The organism is Lactobacillus sp. RTP31084st1_F9_RTP31084_210423 (assembly GCF_040919545.1).
Classification (GTDB): domain Bacteria; phylum Bacillota; class Bacilli; order Lactobacillales; family Lactobacillaceae; genus Lactobacillus; species Lactobacillus paragasseri.
The window spans coordinates 473,858-491,907 of sequence record NZ_JBCOVH010000001.1 but is presented as its reverse complement, the minus strand read 5'-3'; the positions used below and the strand labels follow the sequence as shown (position 1 = coordinate 491,907).

Below are 18,050 nucleotides of genomic sequence, written 5' to 3'. Positions count from 1 at the left end.
TCACCATTTAAATGAGTGGTAATTTTTCTAAAACAAGATGCAAAAATCAAATACCAAAATTTGCTTCTAATACTAAATTTGCACCAAGTAGGCAGTCTAAAAGAATTTAATCTTTACTTAAATAAATTTCTCGATCAAACATCTGACGCATATGCTCATTAAAGTTACGAGCAATAAATACAATTGTTGCTTTACTATTAAGCAGTTTTCCCAAAATATTCATTGTTGCTTTTTGATCAATAGCACTAGTTCCTTCGTCAATCAAGATAATATCACTATCATGAATTTTTGCTCTTGCTAAAACAATCTTTTGTCTTTGACCACCTGAAATATTAATTTTGTCTAAATCAAGTTCTTCATTAATTCCATTTTTAAATTTTTTAACGTCTTTATCGAAGTTTACTTCATTTATAGTTGCTTCAACTCGACTATCCAACTTATCATTAAACATAGTGATATTTTCTTTAATTGTACCAGGAAATAAATTAGGGTCTTGTGGGATATAACCAATTCTCGACATATCGGGGATTATTGTATCTCCAGCTGCATTTTTAAATTCAACTTTGCCTGTACTAGCCTTTAAATCACCTAAAATCAACTTAAACAACGTAGATTTTCCAGCACCAGAATCTCCACTTAACAAGATCTTTTCTCCTGGTTTAACATCAATATCTGGAAAAACAAGTTCTTCGCCATTTGGAAAACTCAATGACAATTTTTTTGTAGTAAAGGCAAGAGGAGCTTCCTCACCCACTACTTTATTCTTATTAATTACAGCAGAATCATGACTAATTTCTCCCATCAACTCTTTAGAAGATTTCATAAAACTTAAACCTTCAATTACTTGCTGCAAACCTATTGAAACATTAGCTGCAAAGTTTTGAACAGACATGATTGCACCAAAGATAATAGCATTTTTTGTAATAAAAAATGCAGTTAATGAAAGTAATAACATTTGTCCAACTAAGTTACAAAAACCACTTAAAACAATTAATTCTTGCTGAGCAGCTGTTTGTTTAATATGTGCGTTCTCTACTTTATTTGAAGCCTGCTCACCAACTTTAAATAGTTTTGCACCAGCAAAGTATCTTCTTAATTCTTCAAGGCCAGAAAACCATTTTGCCAAAACATCAAGATAATATTTGTTTTGCTTGGAAACATTGGTTGTCGCTTGTTCCATCTTCTTTTGAGCTAGTTTTGGAACAAAGTAAGAAATAATATCAATTACGATACTTGCTAAAAAGATCATCCAGTTAATAGATAGTAATGCTACTAACGCCGATACAAAGATTGCCCCATAAAATGGAATTATAATATACCAATCAAAGAAATTTGTTCTAACCATTTCAAGATCATTAGTCATTCTATTTTGCACATCAGCAACTTTGTGATTTCTTTGATCAAGGAAATAATGCCTGGCAAGTTTATTGCGGATCTGTTGATTATAATTCTTCTTCTTGAATTCGAATTTCAAATTGAATGTAGTAGATCATCCCCTGAGTGCCAATATACAAAAGCCCTATCAAAAGGACAGTAACCAAAATTCCACGCCAATCTTTGTTTTTAACATCGGTTAAAAAGTACATTTGTACATATCCCGCACCAATGACAGCAGCACCAGAAATTACTGACAAGATATTCATGTAAATAAATCTGAAGTAATTCGTCTTTATAAAGTCTTTAAAGCTCATTGATTAGTGCCCCCCCCATTATCTAGTTTTACTACCCGATCAAACATTGAAACTAATTCGTTAGAAAAGTTATGTGCAATCATAATTACAGAATCATCTGTAGCTAAAAGATTTTGCAAAATATGCTTTGTTGACTCACTGTCAATTGCACTCGTTCCCTCATCAATAAAAAGCCAAGGAGAATTATGGACTAACGCTCTAGCTAAGACTAATTTTTGCTTTTGACCACCAGATAGATTGTTCTTATCAAAATCAACTTGTGTAGCTAATCCATCTGGGAATTTATTAATATCTTTATCAAAATCAACTTTTTTAGTTACTTGTTGTACTTGACTATTAAGCTTGGTATTAAACATAGTGATATTATTTTCAAGCGTGTCTGGAAAGAGTGTGCTGTCCTGTGCCAGATAAACAAACTCATCTGGATTTAAATGTATTTCTTTGCCATCCTGATCAATGAAATGAATGGTACCTTTACTTGGAGTAAGTTTATTTAAGATTAATTTAAACAAGGTAGACTTTCCGCTTCCACTATCACCAGTTACCAGAATTTTTTCACCCTTATTGAAAGTTAAATCAGGATATGAAATATTCTCACCATTCTTAAATTGAAGAGCTAAATCTCTTATTTCTATCTTGGCAACCTTTTGATCATCATGTTGGTCCTGGGCTATTTCAACTGGTTGCTCTAGTTCACGAACTTCTTCATTTAAGCCTTTGGCTGACTTAACTAAATTCCATTGAGCCACAAATGCTGCTACACCATTCATAATTGTTGAACTAAATTGGCCAGTAGTAATTACAGCACCAAAAGCAATTCTACCTTGCAAATATAAGTAAGCACATAAACCTAGAAGCAACATTTGACCGCCAATATTTACAAGCGCTGTAGCCATATCAGCAATTGCAATCGTTGCTCCTTGATGAATTGCGGCTTTCTTATACTCTTTTGCCCCATTATTAATCGAGCTAGTAAAAATATCGAAACTTGCATATCTTCTTAGTTCATCTAGACCTTTTACCCATTTATCCAAAATATTGAGGAATTTTTCATTTTTCTTTGTGACAATAACTGTTGCCGTAGAAGTTAGTTTTTCAAAGGCCTTAGGTAACAATAATGAAATAATAGTTAAAATCACAGTTACAACAACTAGAATCCAATTAAAAGAAAATAGAATTCCAATTGAGAAAACTACAGCTAAAAAATACATAAAGCCATTTTTAATCGGAGTTAAGTATTTAGTAGTTAGTTGATCAAGATTTGCAACCATATTATTTTGTACTTTTGCAGTCTGATTAATATCATTTTTAAAGAAATAGCGACTAATTCTGGCACGGATCTGGTGTAAATAATTCTGTACGTCTTTGCCATACAAATAATCTGATCTTGATATTAGTATAATTCTGACACCATCACAGCCTAGAGCTAAACACATAAACAGAATAAAGCCCAATAAATTCATGTTTCGTAGATGATTATACGCTGGCGTCATTAAATATTGTGATAGTGAGTCACTCGCCATTCCAATAATCACCATTAAAAAAATCAAAATAAACTGTTTTTTATTTGATTTAAATAGTTGCTTAATGCTCATACTTTTTCTCCAAGTGTTTTGTATTTTAATTATATTTTAAATTAATTTTATATTTTTAAGCTTTAAACCTCAATATAAAATTAAAAAAACATTAATTTAATCTATTTAAATTCAAATAAAAAGCAGAATTCAGATCAGTTTTGACCTAAATTCTACTTTTAAATTTTAGATAAACATTTTTTAATATAAAGTTGGAACTAAACCACCATCAAGTACAGAAATTTCTATTTCACTTAACCGTAACTACCCTACTATGCTTAAAAGCATAATCAGATATTTCATTACCAATTCCTGGCCTGTTAGGAATAGTGAATACACCATTGTTAGGTTCATAATCATATTTAGTTAACTTAAGCATTTTTGGCATCTCAGTATTGACGTTATATTCATGAATCACAAAGTTAGGGAGTGCTGCTTCTAAGTTTAGTGACACTGCAGTTGCTAAGTTGCTTCCGGCTACATGGATTTGTACACCAAGCTCACTTGTATCTGCCATATCGCATATCTTTTTAACTTCAGTTACTCCTCCAGCCGTACAAATATCTGGCTGCGCAACTTGAATGCTATTTTGATCAAAAGCACGCTTAAAGTCCCAACGAGAATACATTCGTTCACCAGAAGCAATATTTAGACCTGTTTCTTGATGAACATAACTTAATAGATCAGGATCAGGTTTTACTGGTTCTTCAAAATACAAAATATTATATTTCGACGCCATTTTTCCATACTGAACAGCTGATAACTTATCAGTTAAAGCGTGGTTTTCTAAAATTAATTCGCCATCTTTTCCTAAAGTATCACGAACTGCTTTTATTCGCTCTTCTGCTAAATTTAAATAATTATTCGATAAAAAAGCAGTCTGCTTTTGCCATGGAACCTGCTTTCCTCGCTCGTCAAATGTTAAAAAGTTAATTTTAACAGTCTTAAATCCCTTTTCTAAGGCAATTTTTGTATTATTTGCATAATCTTGAGCTGAAGCTGCAGGCTTTCTTGACTCTCCCCATCCCATTTGGAGCTGACTAGCATAAGCTTTTAAATGATCTCGTTGTTTGCCACCAAGTAATTCCCACAGTGGAGCTTGATAATACTTTCCCTTAATATCCCATAAAGCAATATCAAAAGCTGAGATAGCGCCAAAAATTACAGGACCTGCATTTTTACCAAAGAAACTATTTCTGTATAATTTCTGCCAGATGACCTCATGCTCTAAGGGATTCATCCCGATTAACATGGGAGCTAATTCTTTCATTTCAATAAAAGCAGCTTCTTTTGCTCCGCCATATGATAGAGCAACTTCACCATCGCCATAAATACCCCTGTCAGTATAAATACGACAAAAAGACGGCCGCCAATTATCTTCTACTGGATCACTATATAATAGATCGATTTTAGTTATTTTCATTTTTTCTTTACCTAATAAAAAATATCAAACTAGAACGTTTGATATTTTTAGTATTCTATCCAACAACTGAAAAAATTCTAACTTCTGGTTCAGCCGTCCAAGTAGGTTTTAAGCCTGGAAAAACATGTTTAGTAAACATTTCACTCTTTAGATAATCTTGTGCATGTTCTACTGAATCAAAGCCGTGTAATACCTGCACATCTTCATCGCGAACAAGTAATGCCTTACTTTCAGCGCCTGGAATTGTTTCTAAAAATGGTTTACGGTAATCACTATAAACCTTTGCAGCTGCCTTTCTATTTTCTGCTGGGATCTGCATCGTAACTTCTAAATAAGCTTTTACTGCCATATCAATTTTCCTTTCTGTTTTAATCAACTTACATTTTTATAGTAAGATAAAGTTGAAAGGATTTATATATATTAAAAAGAGCTTTAGTTACTAAAGAATTATTGAGTGAGGTCAATTATGTATCAAAGAAAATTACCAAAAGAATACTATTGTACTGTTGATTACGCATTAGATATCTTTGGCGGAAAATGGAAACCAAGACTCTTGTGTATCTTAGGACACAAAAAGTCTATGAGATATGGTGAAATAAAAGATCAGATGGAAAATATTTCTGATGCAGCATTAGCTGATTCGCTTAAGGAATTACAGCAACAAGATATCATTGAAAGAAAACAATATAATGAAATGCCGATTCGCGTCGAATATTCATTAACAAATAAGGGAAAAACGCTGCTACCAGTTTTAAATACAATTTCAAATTGGGCCATCAAAAATAGCACCCCTGATATATATAAAGGGATGCATTTTAATGATGTGCATAAGGACTTGTTTAACTAGATTTTTCTACTTAAAATTCAAATACTTCAGGCTTTTCCTCAATCCCGTGACAAGCTACTGATCTTACACAATTTGGATCTAAGCTTTATTTTCTAAGCCACTCAAGCGACTTCTTTTGAGCACTTTTATCCATTGAAATACCAGAAGTTACCATTTCCTTCCAAGATTTTTCACCATAGTCACCATCTCCATAATAAAGGAAATATTTGCCATCGCTATTAGTGATCTTGGTAGCAACTAATCCAGCAGTGTGTCCTGGGATATTAATGAGTTCAATACTCTTGTCTCCCAATAAATCATAAGATCTACCAAATGGGCCTTGACTATCATTCCAATCATACAGATTCAAATCTACATCGTCCCACCATTTTTTCTTAAAACGAATATAGGGATGCTTCTTAGCATACTCATATTCTGACCGTGCCACCATAATATTTTTGGCATCTTTGAATTGACGTAATCCATTAGCATGATCACAGTCAAGATGTGAAATAATGACATAGTCAATATCACTTGGCTTAATTCCTAACTTAGCTAACTGTTCACCTGCTCTCATCCCTTTTGCAACCACTCCTTGATTAACGTTATATAAAAGTGAAGAACCTAAAGACTTAATTTGAGCTTTTTTATCAAAAACGCCATTCGGACTCATTGAATGGTCCCAACCTGTATCAAGCAAGACTAATTTATCTGGTGTTTCAACTAAAAATACATTTACTGGTAACCAAATTTTAGGTGATCTTTTAATTGAAAAGCCGGCAGCCTTAGCAGTTGAACAATGATCCCCACCAAATGCTAATTCAGGCTCAATTCTAACTTTTCCAGTATTAATTATATGAACTTTATATTCTGACATAATTATTACCTCATAAAATGTTTTATGAAGAAATACGCAAATTTAACACTACATAATTGCCAAAAATGTCTAAAAATAAGTTGCTAAGTTAGTTAATTCCTTTGAAATCAGATCTAAGATAAATTTTCGATCAACATCATCTTTGTGCTTTAGATAAAAAATATCTGCTGAAGTTAATCAGCAGATATTTTCAATTAATCTTCTTCTAAAGTTGAAGCAAATTTTTTATTTTTAACAAAATGAACAACTAATCCAATTGCCAAACCAACTAAAGCTGGCACAAGCCATGAAAGCCCCATGTTAGCTAAGGGTAAATGGTTTCTTACAGAAGCTACTGCTAAACCAAATGAGCTTTGACTGACAACACTTGGAAAGGCTACAACCATATCGCCCAAGGCCGGAACAACTGTAAAGACGATTACAAAGAAATATACAACTCCATCAGTCTTAAACAATGGTGAGCAGACAGACAATAAAATTAATACCATTGATAATGGGTATAAGAACATCAGCATTGGAGTTGACCATGCAATGATTGTATCTAAACCAAAGTTAGCAGCTAAGAATGAAGCTAAACAGCTAAGTGCTAGCCAAGCGTGGTAGCTAACTTGTGGGAAGTGTTTGTGGAAGTCTTGAGCAAAAGCAGCAACTAAACCAACAGCAGTGGTCAAGCAAGTAACAGTTAATAAAAATGCAAGTAAAGCTTGACCGAAGACACCGCCATAAACATTAACGATTTGGTTAAATGCAACACCACCGTTGTCTGAAACTTTAAAGCGGCCTAATGACATTGCACCCATTAAGATCAATAATAAGTAGATAAAACCGATAGCTAGTACAGCTAACAAACCAGACTTAGCAACAACTTTTGAAACACTTTTAGCATTCTTTTGTCCCATTCCGCGTACTGCTGTAACAACAGTAACACCGAAGGCTAGTCCTGCCAAAGCATCCATTGTATTGTATCCTTCTAAGAATCCGTTCACTAAAGCGCCATGCTTGTAAGCAGCAGTTACAGCTGCGGTTTGCGGGTTACCTAATGGACGAGCAAAAGCTACAAGGAATACTAAGAATAGTAGAGATAAAAATAGTGGGTTTAATACTTTACCAACATTAGATAAGATGTTGTTTTGATGGTAAGAAAAACCAAAAGCTGCTAAGAAAAACAAAGCAGAAAAGATTAATAAGGCTGTTCCTTGCATATTTTTAGGAACAAATGGTGCAATCCCAACTGTAAATGAAACAGTTGCAGTTCTCGGTGTACCAAATAAAGGACCAATTGTAGCATGGATCAAAACCATAAATACAACTGCAAAACCAGCACCTAGCGGTTTTCCGATATCATAAACGCCATCAGCATGCGTAATTGCAACAGCTAAAACGGATAATAAAGGCAGTAATACACCCGTGATTAAAAATCCAACTGCGGCTGTACCCCAATTTGCTCCAGCAAGTTGTCCCAAGTGCAATGGGAAAATCAAGTTACCAGCCCCAAAGAATAAACCGAATAGCAAGGAAGCGACCACTAAATAATCCTTCCATGTTAATTTTCGTGATGTATGATCTGTCATCATATTCTTTCCCTCCAAAAAATATCTCTGAATACAAAAAAGCCCCTCAACTAAATTACTTAGTTGAGGGACGCTTCAGCGTGGTACCACCCTTTGTTCGTATTGCTATCACTAGTAATACCTTTCACGTGCAGTCAATTACTTGACGATACGTAGGCACTATAATGGGTGCTCCCACTTCTTCTCACTTAAAATTAAGAATCAGAACTCGAAAGTGATTTTCACTTAATCTTATAATTTATCTCCTCACACCTAACGAGATTCGCTGAAAATTAAGATTATGCTACTCTTCTTTCTCTTTGTTTTCAGATTAATTAAATTTGTTAATAATCATTTTAATATAAACATCATAAATGTCAACAGTTTTTTATAAATTTGTTTTTTGCTTATTCAATATTCATTATTTAAAAATAAACCATTTTTTAAATCCTCAATGATCAGCCAGTTTCTTTTCAACTAAATTACTTAACCGTATTATCACCAGATAAAGTACTTAAAATAATAGTACCAGCATTATTTGTACTATCTCCTTCGGCAGCTGTTTCATTTTTTCCGAATAACGAATTATCTCCACTTAAAGTACTTAGTTGATATTGAGCAGCTTTTACATCTTCAACTAAGTTATCGCCCGAAGTAGTTGAAGCCTTAAATTGATCAAGGACTAAACTATTTTTCAGTGTAAAATCGCCACTTACTAGTTGGGCTTTTCCTTGTTTTACTGTAACTTCTTTGAGATCAATATCTCCAGAGGTTGTGGTTAATTTAACTTCGTCAGTTTGTACTGTTCTTAGACTTACATCTCCGCTTACAGCAGAGATCACTAAAGAATCAAGATTTAGACTCTTAAAATCTGTATCACCACTTACTGAGGAAACTTTTACCGCACCTAATTGATGACCATCAGGAACTGTAACAACTAAAGCACCACTATCGCTTTGACTAACTATATTTACTTCAATAAAATCTTTTCTCCAAAACTTTCCGTGCTTATACTCTACTCTCGGTTCTTCAATTTCAAGTGTATCATCTTTAAGCTCAACGCTCGGCTTTTCATCTTCAGGTCCATAATAGTGAACTTCAAACTTATTACCAGTTTCAACTTTAAGATCAAGATCAATTAAATCAAGATTCAAATTATTAAAACTATCACTGCTTAAAACTTCATCAACAACTTTATCTTTAGTTTCGCCATTTTTATTGAAAAACATTTTATGTACCTCTTTTTATTATTCATTAATTAATCTTATTTGAATTTAATTTTACTATCATAGAGATACTTTTCAATGAAATTTGACTAAGTGGTTAAAAATTATACCTAACATGCAACAAAAAACAACCTAAGCTATTTTTTACTAACTTTATTATCAAACTATTCAACCACTATAAAATACGAAAGCCACATTCTGATAAGGAGATTCATTCTTTACCAAAATGTGGCTATTATATTTGCATAAAAAAACGCCCCAAGCAATATTTCTTGGAGCTATTTTATTGATCTTATTCAAATTTAGTATCCCAGTCAGGATCATTATTTGCATCAAAACACATTGCAATTTGTTCTTTAGTATTTCGTCCAAGTGAAAGTTTAGGTAAATTATCTAAATTAAAATAATCACATGCATCCGTTTCATCATTTGGCGTAAACTTTCCACTAATTTCCTTACATAAATAAAATATTTTCGTAATATTAGTCGCAATAACAGGCTTATTATGATGATTCCGATCTTGCACTGCAATAATCTTAATCGGTTCTACTATTCTTCCCGCTTCTTCACGAGCTTCTTTAACGCAATTTTGAGCAGTAGTTTGATCATAATCATTCCAGCCACCAGGCAGTGACCACTCCTGTGTCTTTTTTTCACGAACAAGCAATATTCTATTATCTTTAAAAATTGCAGCTCGTGTATCAATTTTGGGAGTTTGATAACCTTCATCACCTAAAAAAAGAGTCTTAAGTTTCTCTTCCGGAATTCCAGTTCTAGCTGACATCATCTCGCCAGCAATACGACGAATTTCTTCGTAACGTTCTCGATCAAAAACATCATGTCCATATCTTAATCCAGCTTGAGCCAAACTTTGTAAGTCCATTGCCCAATTTGCAATTTGATCATTTGTCTTCATTCTTCAATCACCTAAAACTTTATAGTTAAATTAATGACTAGCAATATAGTCTTGTAATTCGCCTAGCTTATCGATTTTAAAAGTAAAAGCTTGCATGCCCAATTTCTTTGCTGCATTAGTGTTTGCCTTTAAATCATCAATAAATAAACTTTCTTCTGGTTTCAAAATATAACGAGCAATTAATTTCTCATAAATCCTTCTATCTGGCTTCATTAACTTCTCTTGAGCAGAGAAAACATAACCATCGAAATAATTCCCCATTTCAGAATTCTTGACAAAATTAGCAAATTGCATCCCTGTGTTAGACAAACCATAGATCTTATAACCATCTTGACGCAATTTTTCCATGTAGTTAAAAACTGGTTCATAGAAATCAACATTTTCTGGCCAAGTTGCCATAATTTGTTTAACTTTTTTCTTTAAATTATCCGGAACCCGATTAATAAAAATATTTGTAGCTTGTTTTTCATCAATTTTGCCAGCGTCAATTTCTGACCATTCTTTTGATTCAAAAATAGTTTTTCTTAATAAGTCATGCTCTTGGCGATTTAACTCATAATGATTCAAAATCTCATCAGGATTATAATTCATAATTACGTTGCCAAAATCAAAGACAATATTTTTTAGCATTCGACTACCCTCCATCATTCATAATCTATAACTAAAATATGCGCTTTTAATAAAAATCTTGCAAGAAAATGTCTAACTTGTATATAACATTTCATCTTAGCACTTTACTTTTACTGTAATTATTATCCCATTAATGATGATTGGTCTATTAATAAATCAATGCAGATAAAGTTTTGTTATAATTATTAAAGCTAGCTTATTTATTAGAGGAGTAACTCATGCCAAGAAATCCCAGAAAACACAATTTCGATCAATTTTCAGATCAAGAAAAAGAAAAATTAAACAACGTTAAAAAAGAATTAATTGAAGCTCAAAAAAAAGAGCCTGAAAGTCTACGTGAACACTTACAAGCTTTTAATGATGGTGTAATGGCAATCATCATTACAATTATTGTTTTAGAAATTCAGCCTGCACTTCATGAAGTTCATTATCAACAATTTATCAATAATATCATTGTATTCTTAATTACATTCTTTATCGTAGCAGACTTTTGGTATGACTTGCATTTGTCTTTCTCATACTATATTTTCAAGCCTTCGAGAGCGATTGCTATCTTAGACTTCTTCTTCTTAGCTGACTTGTCACTTTTACCAGTCATGACAAAATGGATTATGGCAGAAACTTCTACTTTTGCTGTAGCAAACTTTGGAATTGTATTTTTAATTGCTAAGATTTTAGAATATCTAATTCAATACTTTGGAGCTAGAAAAACAGCTAAATATTCGCAAATAATGAATATTATTATAAGTCGATCTTTCATTAGAAAAATGTTCATAACCTTATTTTTGAATATTATATTAATTGTCTTATCATTGTTTAATGCTAAATTAGCAATGATATTATATCTAGTCATTCCAGTTATTTCATTCCTATTTCCAGTCAAACGCACTAAAATAATGTAGTCAAAAAGGCACTAATAGATTCATCTTTTGCAAAAATCTATTAGTGTCTTTTTTCTAGTTCTTATCTTGTTCCTTGCAATGGCTCTTGCACGCACATTCCTTGTCATTCACCATTTTGCAATGACAAATACCATCTTTTCCAGCGCAAGGACAGCCTTTCTGACATTTCATTCCATTGTGACAATATTCATTTTTCATGTTCATCGCCTCCACAATATATTATGTTCGCAATATTCTGCTTTAGCAAATTTTTTATACTATGAACAACTAATCATACTGCTGCACTATCTCTTTTAACTGGTTAAGATAGCTTTCTTTTAATTCATCAGGATAAATAATTTTCACATTATTACCTAATGAAATTAAATAATTAACCAAATAATGCAGTTCTTCTCTATTATACTTGCCATCCAAATAAATTTTTTCTTTATCATGAATACTATTCATAATTGGGTAAGAATTATACTGAACTTTTTGTTCACCTTCTTTTGTCAAAATACAACGATATGAAATTTGATAATATTCTGTTTCATATTGCTTAAAACCAGCTGCTAACTCTTTTCTATTAATTAAACTATCTTGATTAATAGCTATTTCAACTTTTTGAAATTTATGCAGATAATATCGAAGCTGCAAAAGAAGATTTAAGAGTCCTAGAAATCACACCACAAAGCGCAGGTTATCTTGATCATCGCACCACTCCTATTTTTATAAGAAAATTTGAATTCTAAAAATATCAAAAATGTCGATAGACCTTTATATGAATCTATCGACATTTTTATATTATTTTTCACACTTAAAAACCAACGAGTGGCATTTTTATCTTCCATCTCTAAGCTAAAATCAGAACCTACTTCAATAGAAGTAAAACCCGCTTGCATTAGCAATGATTTAATAACTGGCAATTCATAAGCTCTTTCATAATGAATTTCAGACAAACGATTGTACTTTCCATCTTCTATTCTATTAAAGAAAGTCAGGTCGTGAATTACTCCATGCTCAACATCATCATCTGCATAACTTTGCCACATAAAGGCTCTCTCATGGTCTTCATCTTGATAGTTATACATAAAACCCGGATACACATCATCAGTCTGATGCGGAGTAATTACGTCAAAAAGAAAGATAGCGTCCTTCTATAAATGTTGTGCTACTTCATTAAACACCTGAAGCAAATCATTTTCATCATCCAAATAGCATAGTGAATCTGCATAACACGTAATCACATCATACTTTTCAAAGCCACTCAAATCTCGCATATCAGTTTCAATTAACTGCATGGAAACATTGTTTTCAACGCTATGTTGATTAGCCAAACTGAGCATTTCATCGGAAAAATCTGCCACTGTGACATTGATTCCATCTTTTGCTAATAAAACAGCTAGTCGTCCACTACCACCAGCTAGATCAAGTAAATTACAATCTTTTCGTTTAATATTAGCCAAAGTGAATTTTTCCCAATTTTTATACATATCTGAATCAAATAATTGATCATATAATTGAGCGAAAGTTTGATATATCATTTTATAAATCCAATCTCTACAGAATTTATCTATAATTCTCTCATTAATTTGTGAGCTTGGCGATAAAATTTGGACTTTATTATCTAAATTTTATGTTCTTGCTCATTTTAAAATCAAAAATTTTAGTATAAAATTAGATTTTCTTCACATCATAAATAAAGAATTGAAAATCTCCTGAGACTTGTGCCATCTTTTGGTTCCAACCATTTAATTGATACGGTAAACGTAAACCTAACTGTGTTAACACTTGTCCTTGAAGTTTTACTCCTGCGTTAACTGAATATTCAGCTTTATTAGATAAACCCGGTAATTTTAAATATTGATCGCTCCTACCTATTTAGAATATTTAAAAAACATAGCAGAACGAACCTACAAAGCTTTATTACAAATTACCGCTTGCGCAAAGCAAGTGAATTGTTAAAGAATAACGATAACAGTATTGAATACGTTGCCTTATCTTGTGGATTTTTAAGTTATCAGAGCTTTTTTTAGATTCTTTAAAAAGAAATATAGAATTTCACCAAGCACCTATCAAAATAAATAAGGCATAATTTGTGATTTCTTTACAACGCTTTCTTTTTTTGATGTTAGTATGCAAGGATATCAATGGTCATTTGCAGCTATCTGTACCTTAAATCTACTTGGCTTTATTTTGATTTTTAAATTGAAAAACCGCTCTAAAATTGAAATTTAATGTAACTTATCAAACATTTTTTATCTTAATTTGATTTAAAATAGTTACAAAATAAGCAGTAAGAAAAGAGACAAAATTAATGCAAAAGTGTCAATTTAATAATTATCAAACAGCCGATATTGGTGACTATCTGAAGGTTTTCGCTTGTACTGCAGTGATGTCGCAACCCATTATGTCAATGATGATGAGTATTAATCAGCCTACTCATGTTCAGGATATTTTCGGAATCTTTTATAATTTAGTCAAATATACGGCACCAGCATTTATTTTTGGTATTCTTTATACCACCATTCGCATTAATGACGAGCAAGGATCATTTTCATATGCTAAGCATATGCGGACTAATTGGTCGAATTTATTTGTACCAACTATTTGGTGGACACTTATCTATCTGCTAGGGATGCCTTGACTACAACAAGTTAACCATTATAATAGTATTGGCTCTTTTTGCTGGCAATTTATTAACGGGAATGCAGCGCCTCATCTCTGGTATAACACGATGATGCTACAATTTATTATTTTGATGCCGATCTTCTGGTTAATAAGTCGCTATGTTAAAAATAATCTCAAACGCGGCGTCTGGGTAGCTGCTATTACTTTTATTCTGTATTTCGCGTGGTTATATTTTTACGATTACTATGTCTTTCACGGTATTCATGAACACGACTGGTATTTACTTGATCGCATCTTTATTTCATTCTTTATTTATGGTGTATATGGCGTCTTAGCATCGCAATTCCGTAATTATTACAATCACATCGTTACTAAGTTTTGGTGGTTAATTTCAATTGCTTTTGTTGCTTGCTTTATCTGGACAAATACTGAATTACAAAGATTTGGGCATCCAATTAACTTCAACAATGCGCCATACTATAAGCCTTCAATGACCTTTTACTGCTTGGCAGTAATTTCACTGATTTCAGCTTTTTGTCTTCACCAAGTTAGAAAAAATTTACACACTAGTTTAACCAATTTCCATTTCTTAGCTACATATGCTTACCGCGCTTATTTAGCTAACGTTTTTTGGAATCAACTAATTTGGCGCGGTTTAAATATGGCATATCATGCGACTTATCATCCATTTTTGACATTTTTTGGTACATGGATCTTAACGTGGACTTTATCGTTTACTTCAGCATGTTGCCTACATATTTGGTGGGCAAAAACTAAGAAATTAATGTCTGCGTATGGATTAAAAATATAAAATAAGCACTGATAATCATCTTAATTAAAGCTTGATTTATCAGTGCTTTTAATTATTCTATTTAATAAATATATAGAAAAGAGCGATACTCCTTCCCAGGAATATCGCTCTTTTCGTATCAACTATTTATGATTAGTTATTCTTTTTTCTCTTGTCTCCCAATCCAAATAATGAAAGTACACCAGCTAATCCAAGTAGTGCTGCACCAGCAAGAGTTAAGTTAGAGTTCCTCTTACCTGTTTGTGGTAAAGTAGTCTTCTTACTTACGACACGACTGTTATGACGTACCGTAGTATTACTCTTAGCATGAACTGAGGTAGTAATTACAGTGTCAGCGTGCTTACTGTTTTCCTTCTTAGTATTAGTTTCTACATGGTTAGTAGTTTGTTTATTGTTATCTTCATCATTATGGTTTGGTGTTAGGTCAGTTGATGAACCATTATTTTCGTGATTGCCATTGTTATCAGTATTAGTTTTAGCTGGGATCTTAACAGCCTCAATAGCCTTGATTCCAGCTTCAGCTATTACATCAACATCTGCATTGGTTGTAGCATTAAACACCTTATTCTTAGTATCAGTAGCAATCTCAGTAATTTGACTAATTAAATCATCCTTTTGCTTTTGATCAAGATCAGCAGCATTGATTGCTTCAGTCTTCTGTTTCAAAGCAGCATCAATTGCTTTAATAGCCTTATCTTTACTTTCAACTAAACTTGGAACTTGAATACTGTTGATGTCTTCTAAGCCCTTAGTTTCTGCTTCCTTAACTGCATTATTTGTTTGTGCTTCATTAATTGCCTCAGTAGCATCATCAGCCACCTTATTTACTTCGTCAATTAAATCTTGCTTACTCTGAGGAGTTAAATTAGTAGCCTTATTGATTTCTTCAATCTTAGCTTCTTTAGCAGCATTGATTGCTTCAGTGGCATCCTTTTGTGCGCCATCTAAAGTTGGAATGAATAAGTTAGTAATTTGATCAATTGCTTGATCACGAGTTTCAGTAACAGCATCGTTTGTAGTTGTTGCTGGGTCATCGATCTTAGCAATTGCTTCTTGTGCAATCTTGTTAACTTGATCAATTAAACTCTTTTGTTCATCGGCACTTAGATTCTTAGCTGCTTCAATTTGACTATTCTTAGCATTTTGAACTTGCTTAATAGCATCAACTGCTGATTGCTTGGTTTCATTTAAGCTTGGAACATTGATATTAGCAATATCTTCAATACCCTTGTTTTCAGCCTTATTAACTGCGTCATTGGTAGTTGCTCCATTAATTGCATCATGAGCTTTTTCCGCAATTTCAGTTGCCTTGTTAATTAAATCGGCTTTTTCTGAATCACTTAAGTTAGAAGCATTGTTAATCTCTTTATTCTTAGAGTCTAGAGCATCGTCAATTGCTTGGTTTGCTGCTTTCTTAGAATCATCTAAGTTAGTGAAGTTAATATCATTGATATCAGCAACTCCCTTATCTTCTGCTGCCTTCACATCAGTATTAGTAGTTGCTTTATTGATATTATCTTTAGCAGTATTAACGATATCCGTTGCTTTATTAATTAAATCAGTCTTTTCTGAATCAGTTAAGTTTGTAGCATTATTGATTTCGTTCTTCTTAGAATTCAATGCATCGTCAATTGCTTGGTTTGCATTCTTCTTAGCATCATCAAGACTTGGAATAGTAATATTTTCAATATTCTTAACTCCAGTGTCAGCTGCTTGCTTAACTTCATCATTAGTCTTAGCTTGATTAATGTTATCGATTGCTTCAGTGGCTGCATTAGTTGCTTGATCAATAAGATCTTGCTTTTCATCTTGACTCAAGTTAGCAGCATTATTGATTTCATCTTTCTTTTCATTCAATGCTTTGTCGATAAGATCGATGCTTTCCTTCTTAGTATCAGATAAACCAGGTACAGTCACATCAGCAATAGCCTTTTCACCATTAACTTGAGCAGTTTCAATAGCTGCATTAGTGGTTGCGTTGTTAATATTACTCTTAGCAGTATTAGCTGCTTCAGTTGCTTGATTGATTAAAGCTTGTTTTTCTTCAGAAGAGATATTAGTTGCACTGTTAATTTCATCTTCTTTTTTCTTCAAAGCCTGATCAATTGCAGCATTTGCAGCGTCCTTAGCTGGAGAAGTTGTCGGAACATGAATATCGTTAATGTTCTTAATGCCTTCTTCTTGAGCCTTAGTTACTGCTTCTGAAGTTGTAGCATCTGCAATCTTTTGCTTAGCATTAACTGCTGCATCGTTAATCAAGTCAGTATATGCTTGCTTTTCTTCAGTAGTTAGTGGATCTTGGACTTCTTTAAGCTTACCAGCTACTGCGTTATCAATTGCAGCATTTGCAATATCTTTATTAATTGCTAATTTACCGTTATCAACTGCCTGATCAACATCAGTATTACTCTTAGCGTTATTGATCGCATCTTGGGCTTTCTTAGCATCTGAGTCAATTTGATCCTTAGCTGTTTGCTTTTGAGCATCAGTTAAGTTGTTATCTTGATCAATTGCCTTCTTAGCTTCATCAACTGCATTATTAAGGTCAGTTGTGGCCTTTTCCTTAGCAGCTGATTTAGTTGAAACTTCAATGCTATTGATCTTTTCGATACCTTCATCTTTAGCAGTTGCCACAGCTTCATTAGTTGTTGCATTATCAATTGCTGTGTTTGCAGCATTTTGAGCGTCACTTACTTCTTGTTTCAATGCAGCTTTCTCTTCTTCAGTTAAGTTTGATGAATCGATTGCTTCGTTCTTAGCCTCTGCTGCTTTGGCTACTGCATCTTTAGCTACTTGTTTTGCAGTTGATTCAGCTGGCACATTGATATTGTTAATCTTCTTAATGCCATCTTCTTGTGCAGTTGTTACAGCACTACTAGTAGTTGCATTATCAATTGCTGTGTTAGCAACCTTTTGAGCATCACTTACTTCTTGCTTCAATGCAGCTTTCTCTTCTTCAGTTAAGTTTGATGAATCGATTGCTTCGTTCTTAGCCTCTGCTGCTTTGGCTACTG

General features: G+C 33.0%; 13 protein-coding genes, 3 pseudogenes and 1 other annotated feature. Of the genes and pseudogenes, 4 read left to right on the top strand and 12 right to left on the bottom strand.

The window, feature by feature from the left end; translation table 11 throughout:
- Window positions 1-106: 106 nt before the first annotated feature.
- From AB5359_RS02460 to AB5359_RS02445, 4 genes and pseudogenes are all read right to left on the bottom strand, one after another.
- Window positions 107-1,691 (bottom strand): annotated as a pseudogene (locus tag AB5359_RS02460) (ATP-binding cassette domain-containing protein).
- Window positions 1,688-3,286, bottom strand: coding sequence for an ATP-binding cassette domain-containing protein (locus AB5359_RS02455; protein WP_368280117.1), 1,599 nt, complete (start codon window positions 3,284-3,286; stop codon window positions 1,688-1,690). Before AB5359_RS02455 ends, AB5359_RS02460 begins: the two are co-directional and overlap by 4 nt.
- Before the next feature lie 229 nt (window positions 3,287-3,515).
- Window positions 3,516-4,688 (bottom strand): mandelate racemase/muconate lactonizing enzyme family protein, encoded by a 1,173-nt coding sequence (locus tag AB5359_RS02450; RefSeq protein WP_048687088.1) that lies wholly within the window; start codon window positions 4,686-4,688, stop codon window positions 3,516-3,518.
- A gap of 55 nt (window positions 4,689-4,743) precedes the next feature.
- Complete coding sequence (locus AB5359_RS02445) at window positions 4,744-5,037, bottom strand: hypothetical protein (protein ID WP_035429682.1); 294 nt, start codon at window positions 5,035-5,037, stop codon at window positions 4,744-4,746.
- Window positions 5,038-5,154: 117 nt separating this feature from the next.
- Here AB5359_RS02445 and AB5359_RS02440 point away from each other — a divergent pair, with 117 nt between their 5' ends.
- A complete protein-coding gene (locus AB5359_RS02440; RefSeq protein ID WP_003648778.1) occupies window positions 5,155-5,535 on the top strand; it encodes a helix-turn-helix domain-containing protein in 381 nt (126 codons plus the stop codon).
- 85 nt (window positions 5,536-5,620) lie between these two features.
- On the opposite strand, the gene AB5359_RS02435 is transcribed toward AB5359_RS02440, so the two are convergent.
- The 5 genes from AB5359_RS02435 to AB5359_RS02415 form a co-directional block, all read right to left on the bottom strand.
- Window positions 5,621-6,391: an N-acyl homoserine lactonase family protein gene (locus AB5359_RS02435; RefSeq protein WP_368280118.1), complete on the bottom strand. Its 771-nt coding sequence runs from the start codon at window positions 6,389-6,391 to the stop codon at window positions 5,621-5,623.
- Between the two features lie 194 nt (window positions 6,392-6,585).
- Window positions 6,586-7,962 (bottom strand): branched-chain amino acid transport system II carrier protein, encoded by a 1,377-nt coding sequence (gene brnQ, locus AB5359_RS02430; RefSeq protein ID WP_048687118.1) that lies wholly within the window; start codon window positions 7,960-7,962, stop codon window positions 6,586-6,588.
- Between the two features lie 63 nt (window positions 7,963-8,025).
- Window positions 8,026-8,271, bottom strand: a binding site (T-box leader).
- A 152-nt stretch (window positions 8,272-8,423) separates the two neighbouring features.
- The gene (locus AB5359_RS02425) at window positions 8,424-9,170 is read right to left on the bottom strand and encodes a DUF4097 family beta strand repeat-containing protein (RefSeq protein ID WP_048687089.1); all 747 of its coding nucleotides are present in this window, start codon (window positions 9,168-9,170) and stop codon (window positions 8,424-8,426) included.
- A 289-nt stretch (window positions 9,171-9,459) separates the two neighbouring features.
- Complete coding sequence (locus AB5359_RS02420) at window positions 9,460-10,083, bottom strand: NUDIX hydrolase (RefSeq protein ID WP_020806986.1); 624 nt, start codon at window positions 10,081-10,083, stop codon at window positions 9,460-9,462.
- A gap of 30 nt (window positions 10,084-10,113) precedes the next feature.
- Window positions 10,114-10,713 carry an HAD family phosphatase gene (locus tag AB5359_RS02415; protein WP_048687091.1) on the bottom strand — a complete coding sequence of 200 codons (600 nt, stop codon included), beginning with the start codon at window positions 10,711-10,713 and terminating at the stop codon, window positions 10,114-10,116.
- Between the two features lie 218 nt (window positions 10,714-10,931).
- On the opposite strand from AB5359_RS02415, the gene AB5359_RS02410 reads away from it, so the two are divergent.
- Window positions 10,932-11,615, top strand: a complete 684-nt coding sequence (locus tag AB5359_RS02410; RefSeq protein WP_048687092.1) for a TMEM175 family protein — start codon at window positions 10,932-10,934, stop codon at window positions 11,613-11,615.
- A 267-nt stretch (window positions 11,616-11,882) separates the two neighbouring features.
- Here the strand turns inward: AB5359_RS02410 and AB5359_RS02405 are convergent, their stop codons facing one another.
- Together AB5359_RS02405 and AB5359_RS02400 are read right to left on the bottom strand one after the other, a co-directional pair.
- A complete protein-coding gene (locus tag AB5359_RS02405; RefSeq protein ID WP_053091175.1) occupies window positions 11,883-12,251 on the bottom strand; it encodes a WYL domain-containing protein in 369 nt (122 codons plus the stop codon).
- A gap of 164 nt (window positions 12,252-12,415) precedes the next feature.
- A pseudogene (locus AB5359_RS02400) lies at window positions 12,416-13,138 on the bottom strand (class I SAM-dependent methyltransferase); the annotation flags it as partial.
- Window positions 13,139-13,435: 297 nt separating this feature from the next.
- Between AB5359_RS02400 and AB5359_RS02395 the strand changes: the two are divergent.
- Together AB5359_RS02395 and AB5359_RS02390 are read left to right on the top strand one after the other, a co-directional pair.
- Complete coding sequence (locus AB5359_RS02395) at window positions 13,436-13,630, top strand: helix-turn-helix domain-containing protein (protein ID WP_315897434.1); 195 nt, start codon at window positions 13,436-13,438, stop codon at window positions 13,628-13,630.
- Window positions 13,631-13,911: 281 nt separating this feature from the next.
- A pseudogene (locus AB5359_RS02390) lies at window positions 13,912-15,036 on the top strand (acyltransferase family protein).
- A 132-nt stretch (window positions 15,037-15,168) separates the two neighbouring features.
- On the opposite strand, the gene AB5359_RS02385 reads toward AB5359_RS02390, so the two are convergent.
- A partial coding sequence (locus AB5359_RS02385) for a DUF1542 domain-containing protein (protein WP_368287187.1) occupies window positions 15,169-18,050 on the bottom strand: 2,882 nt, incomplete at its 5' end.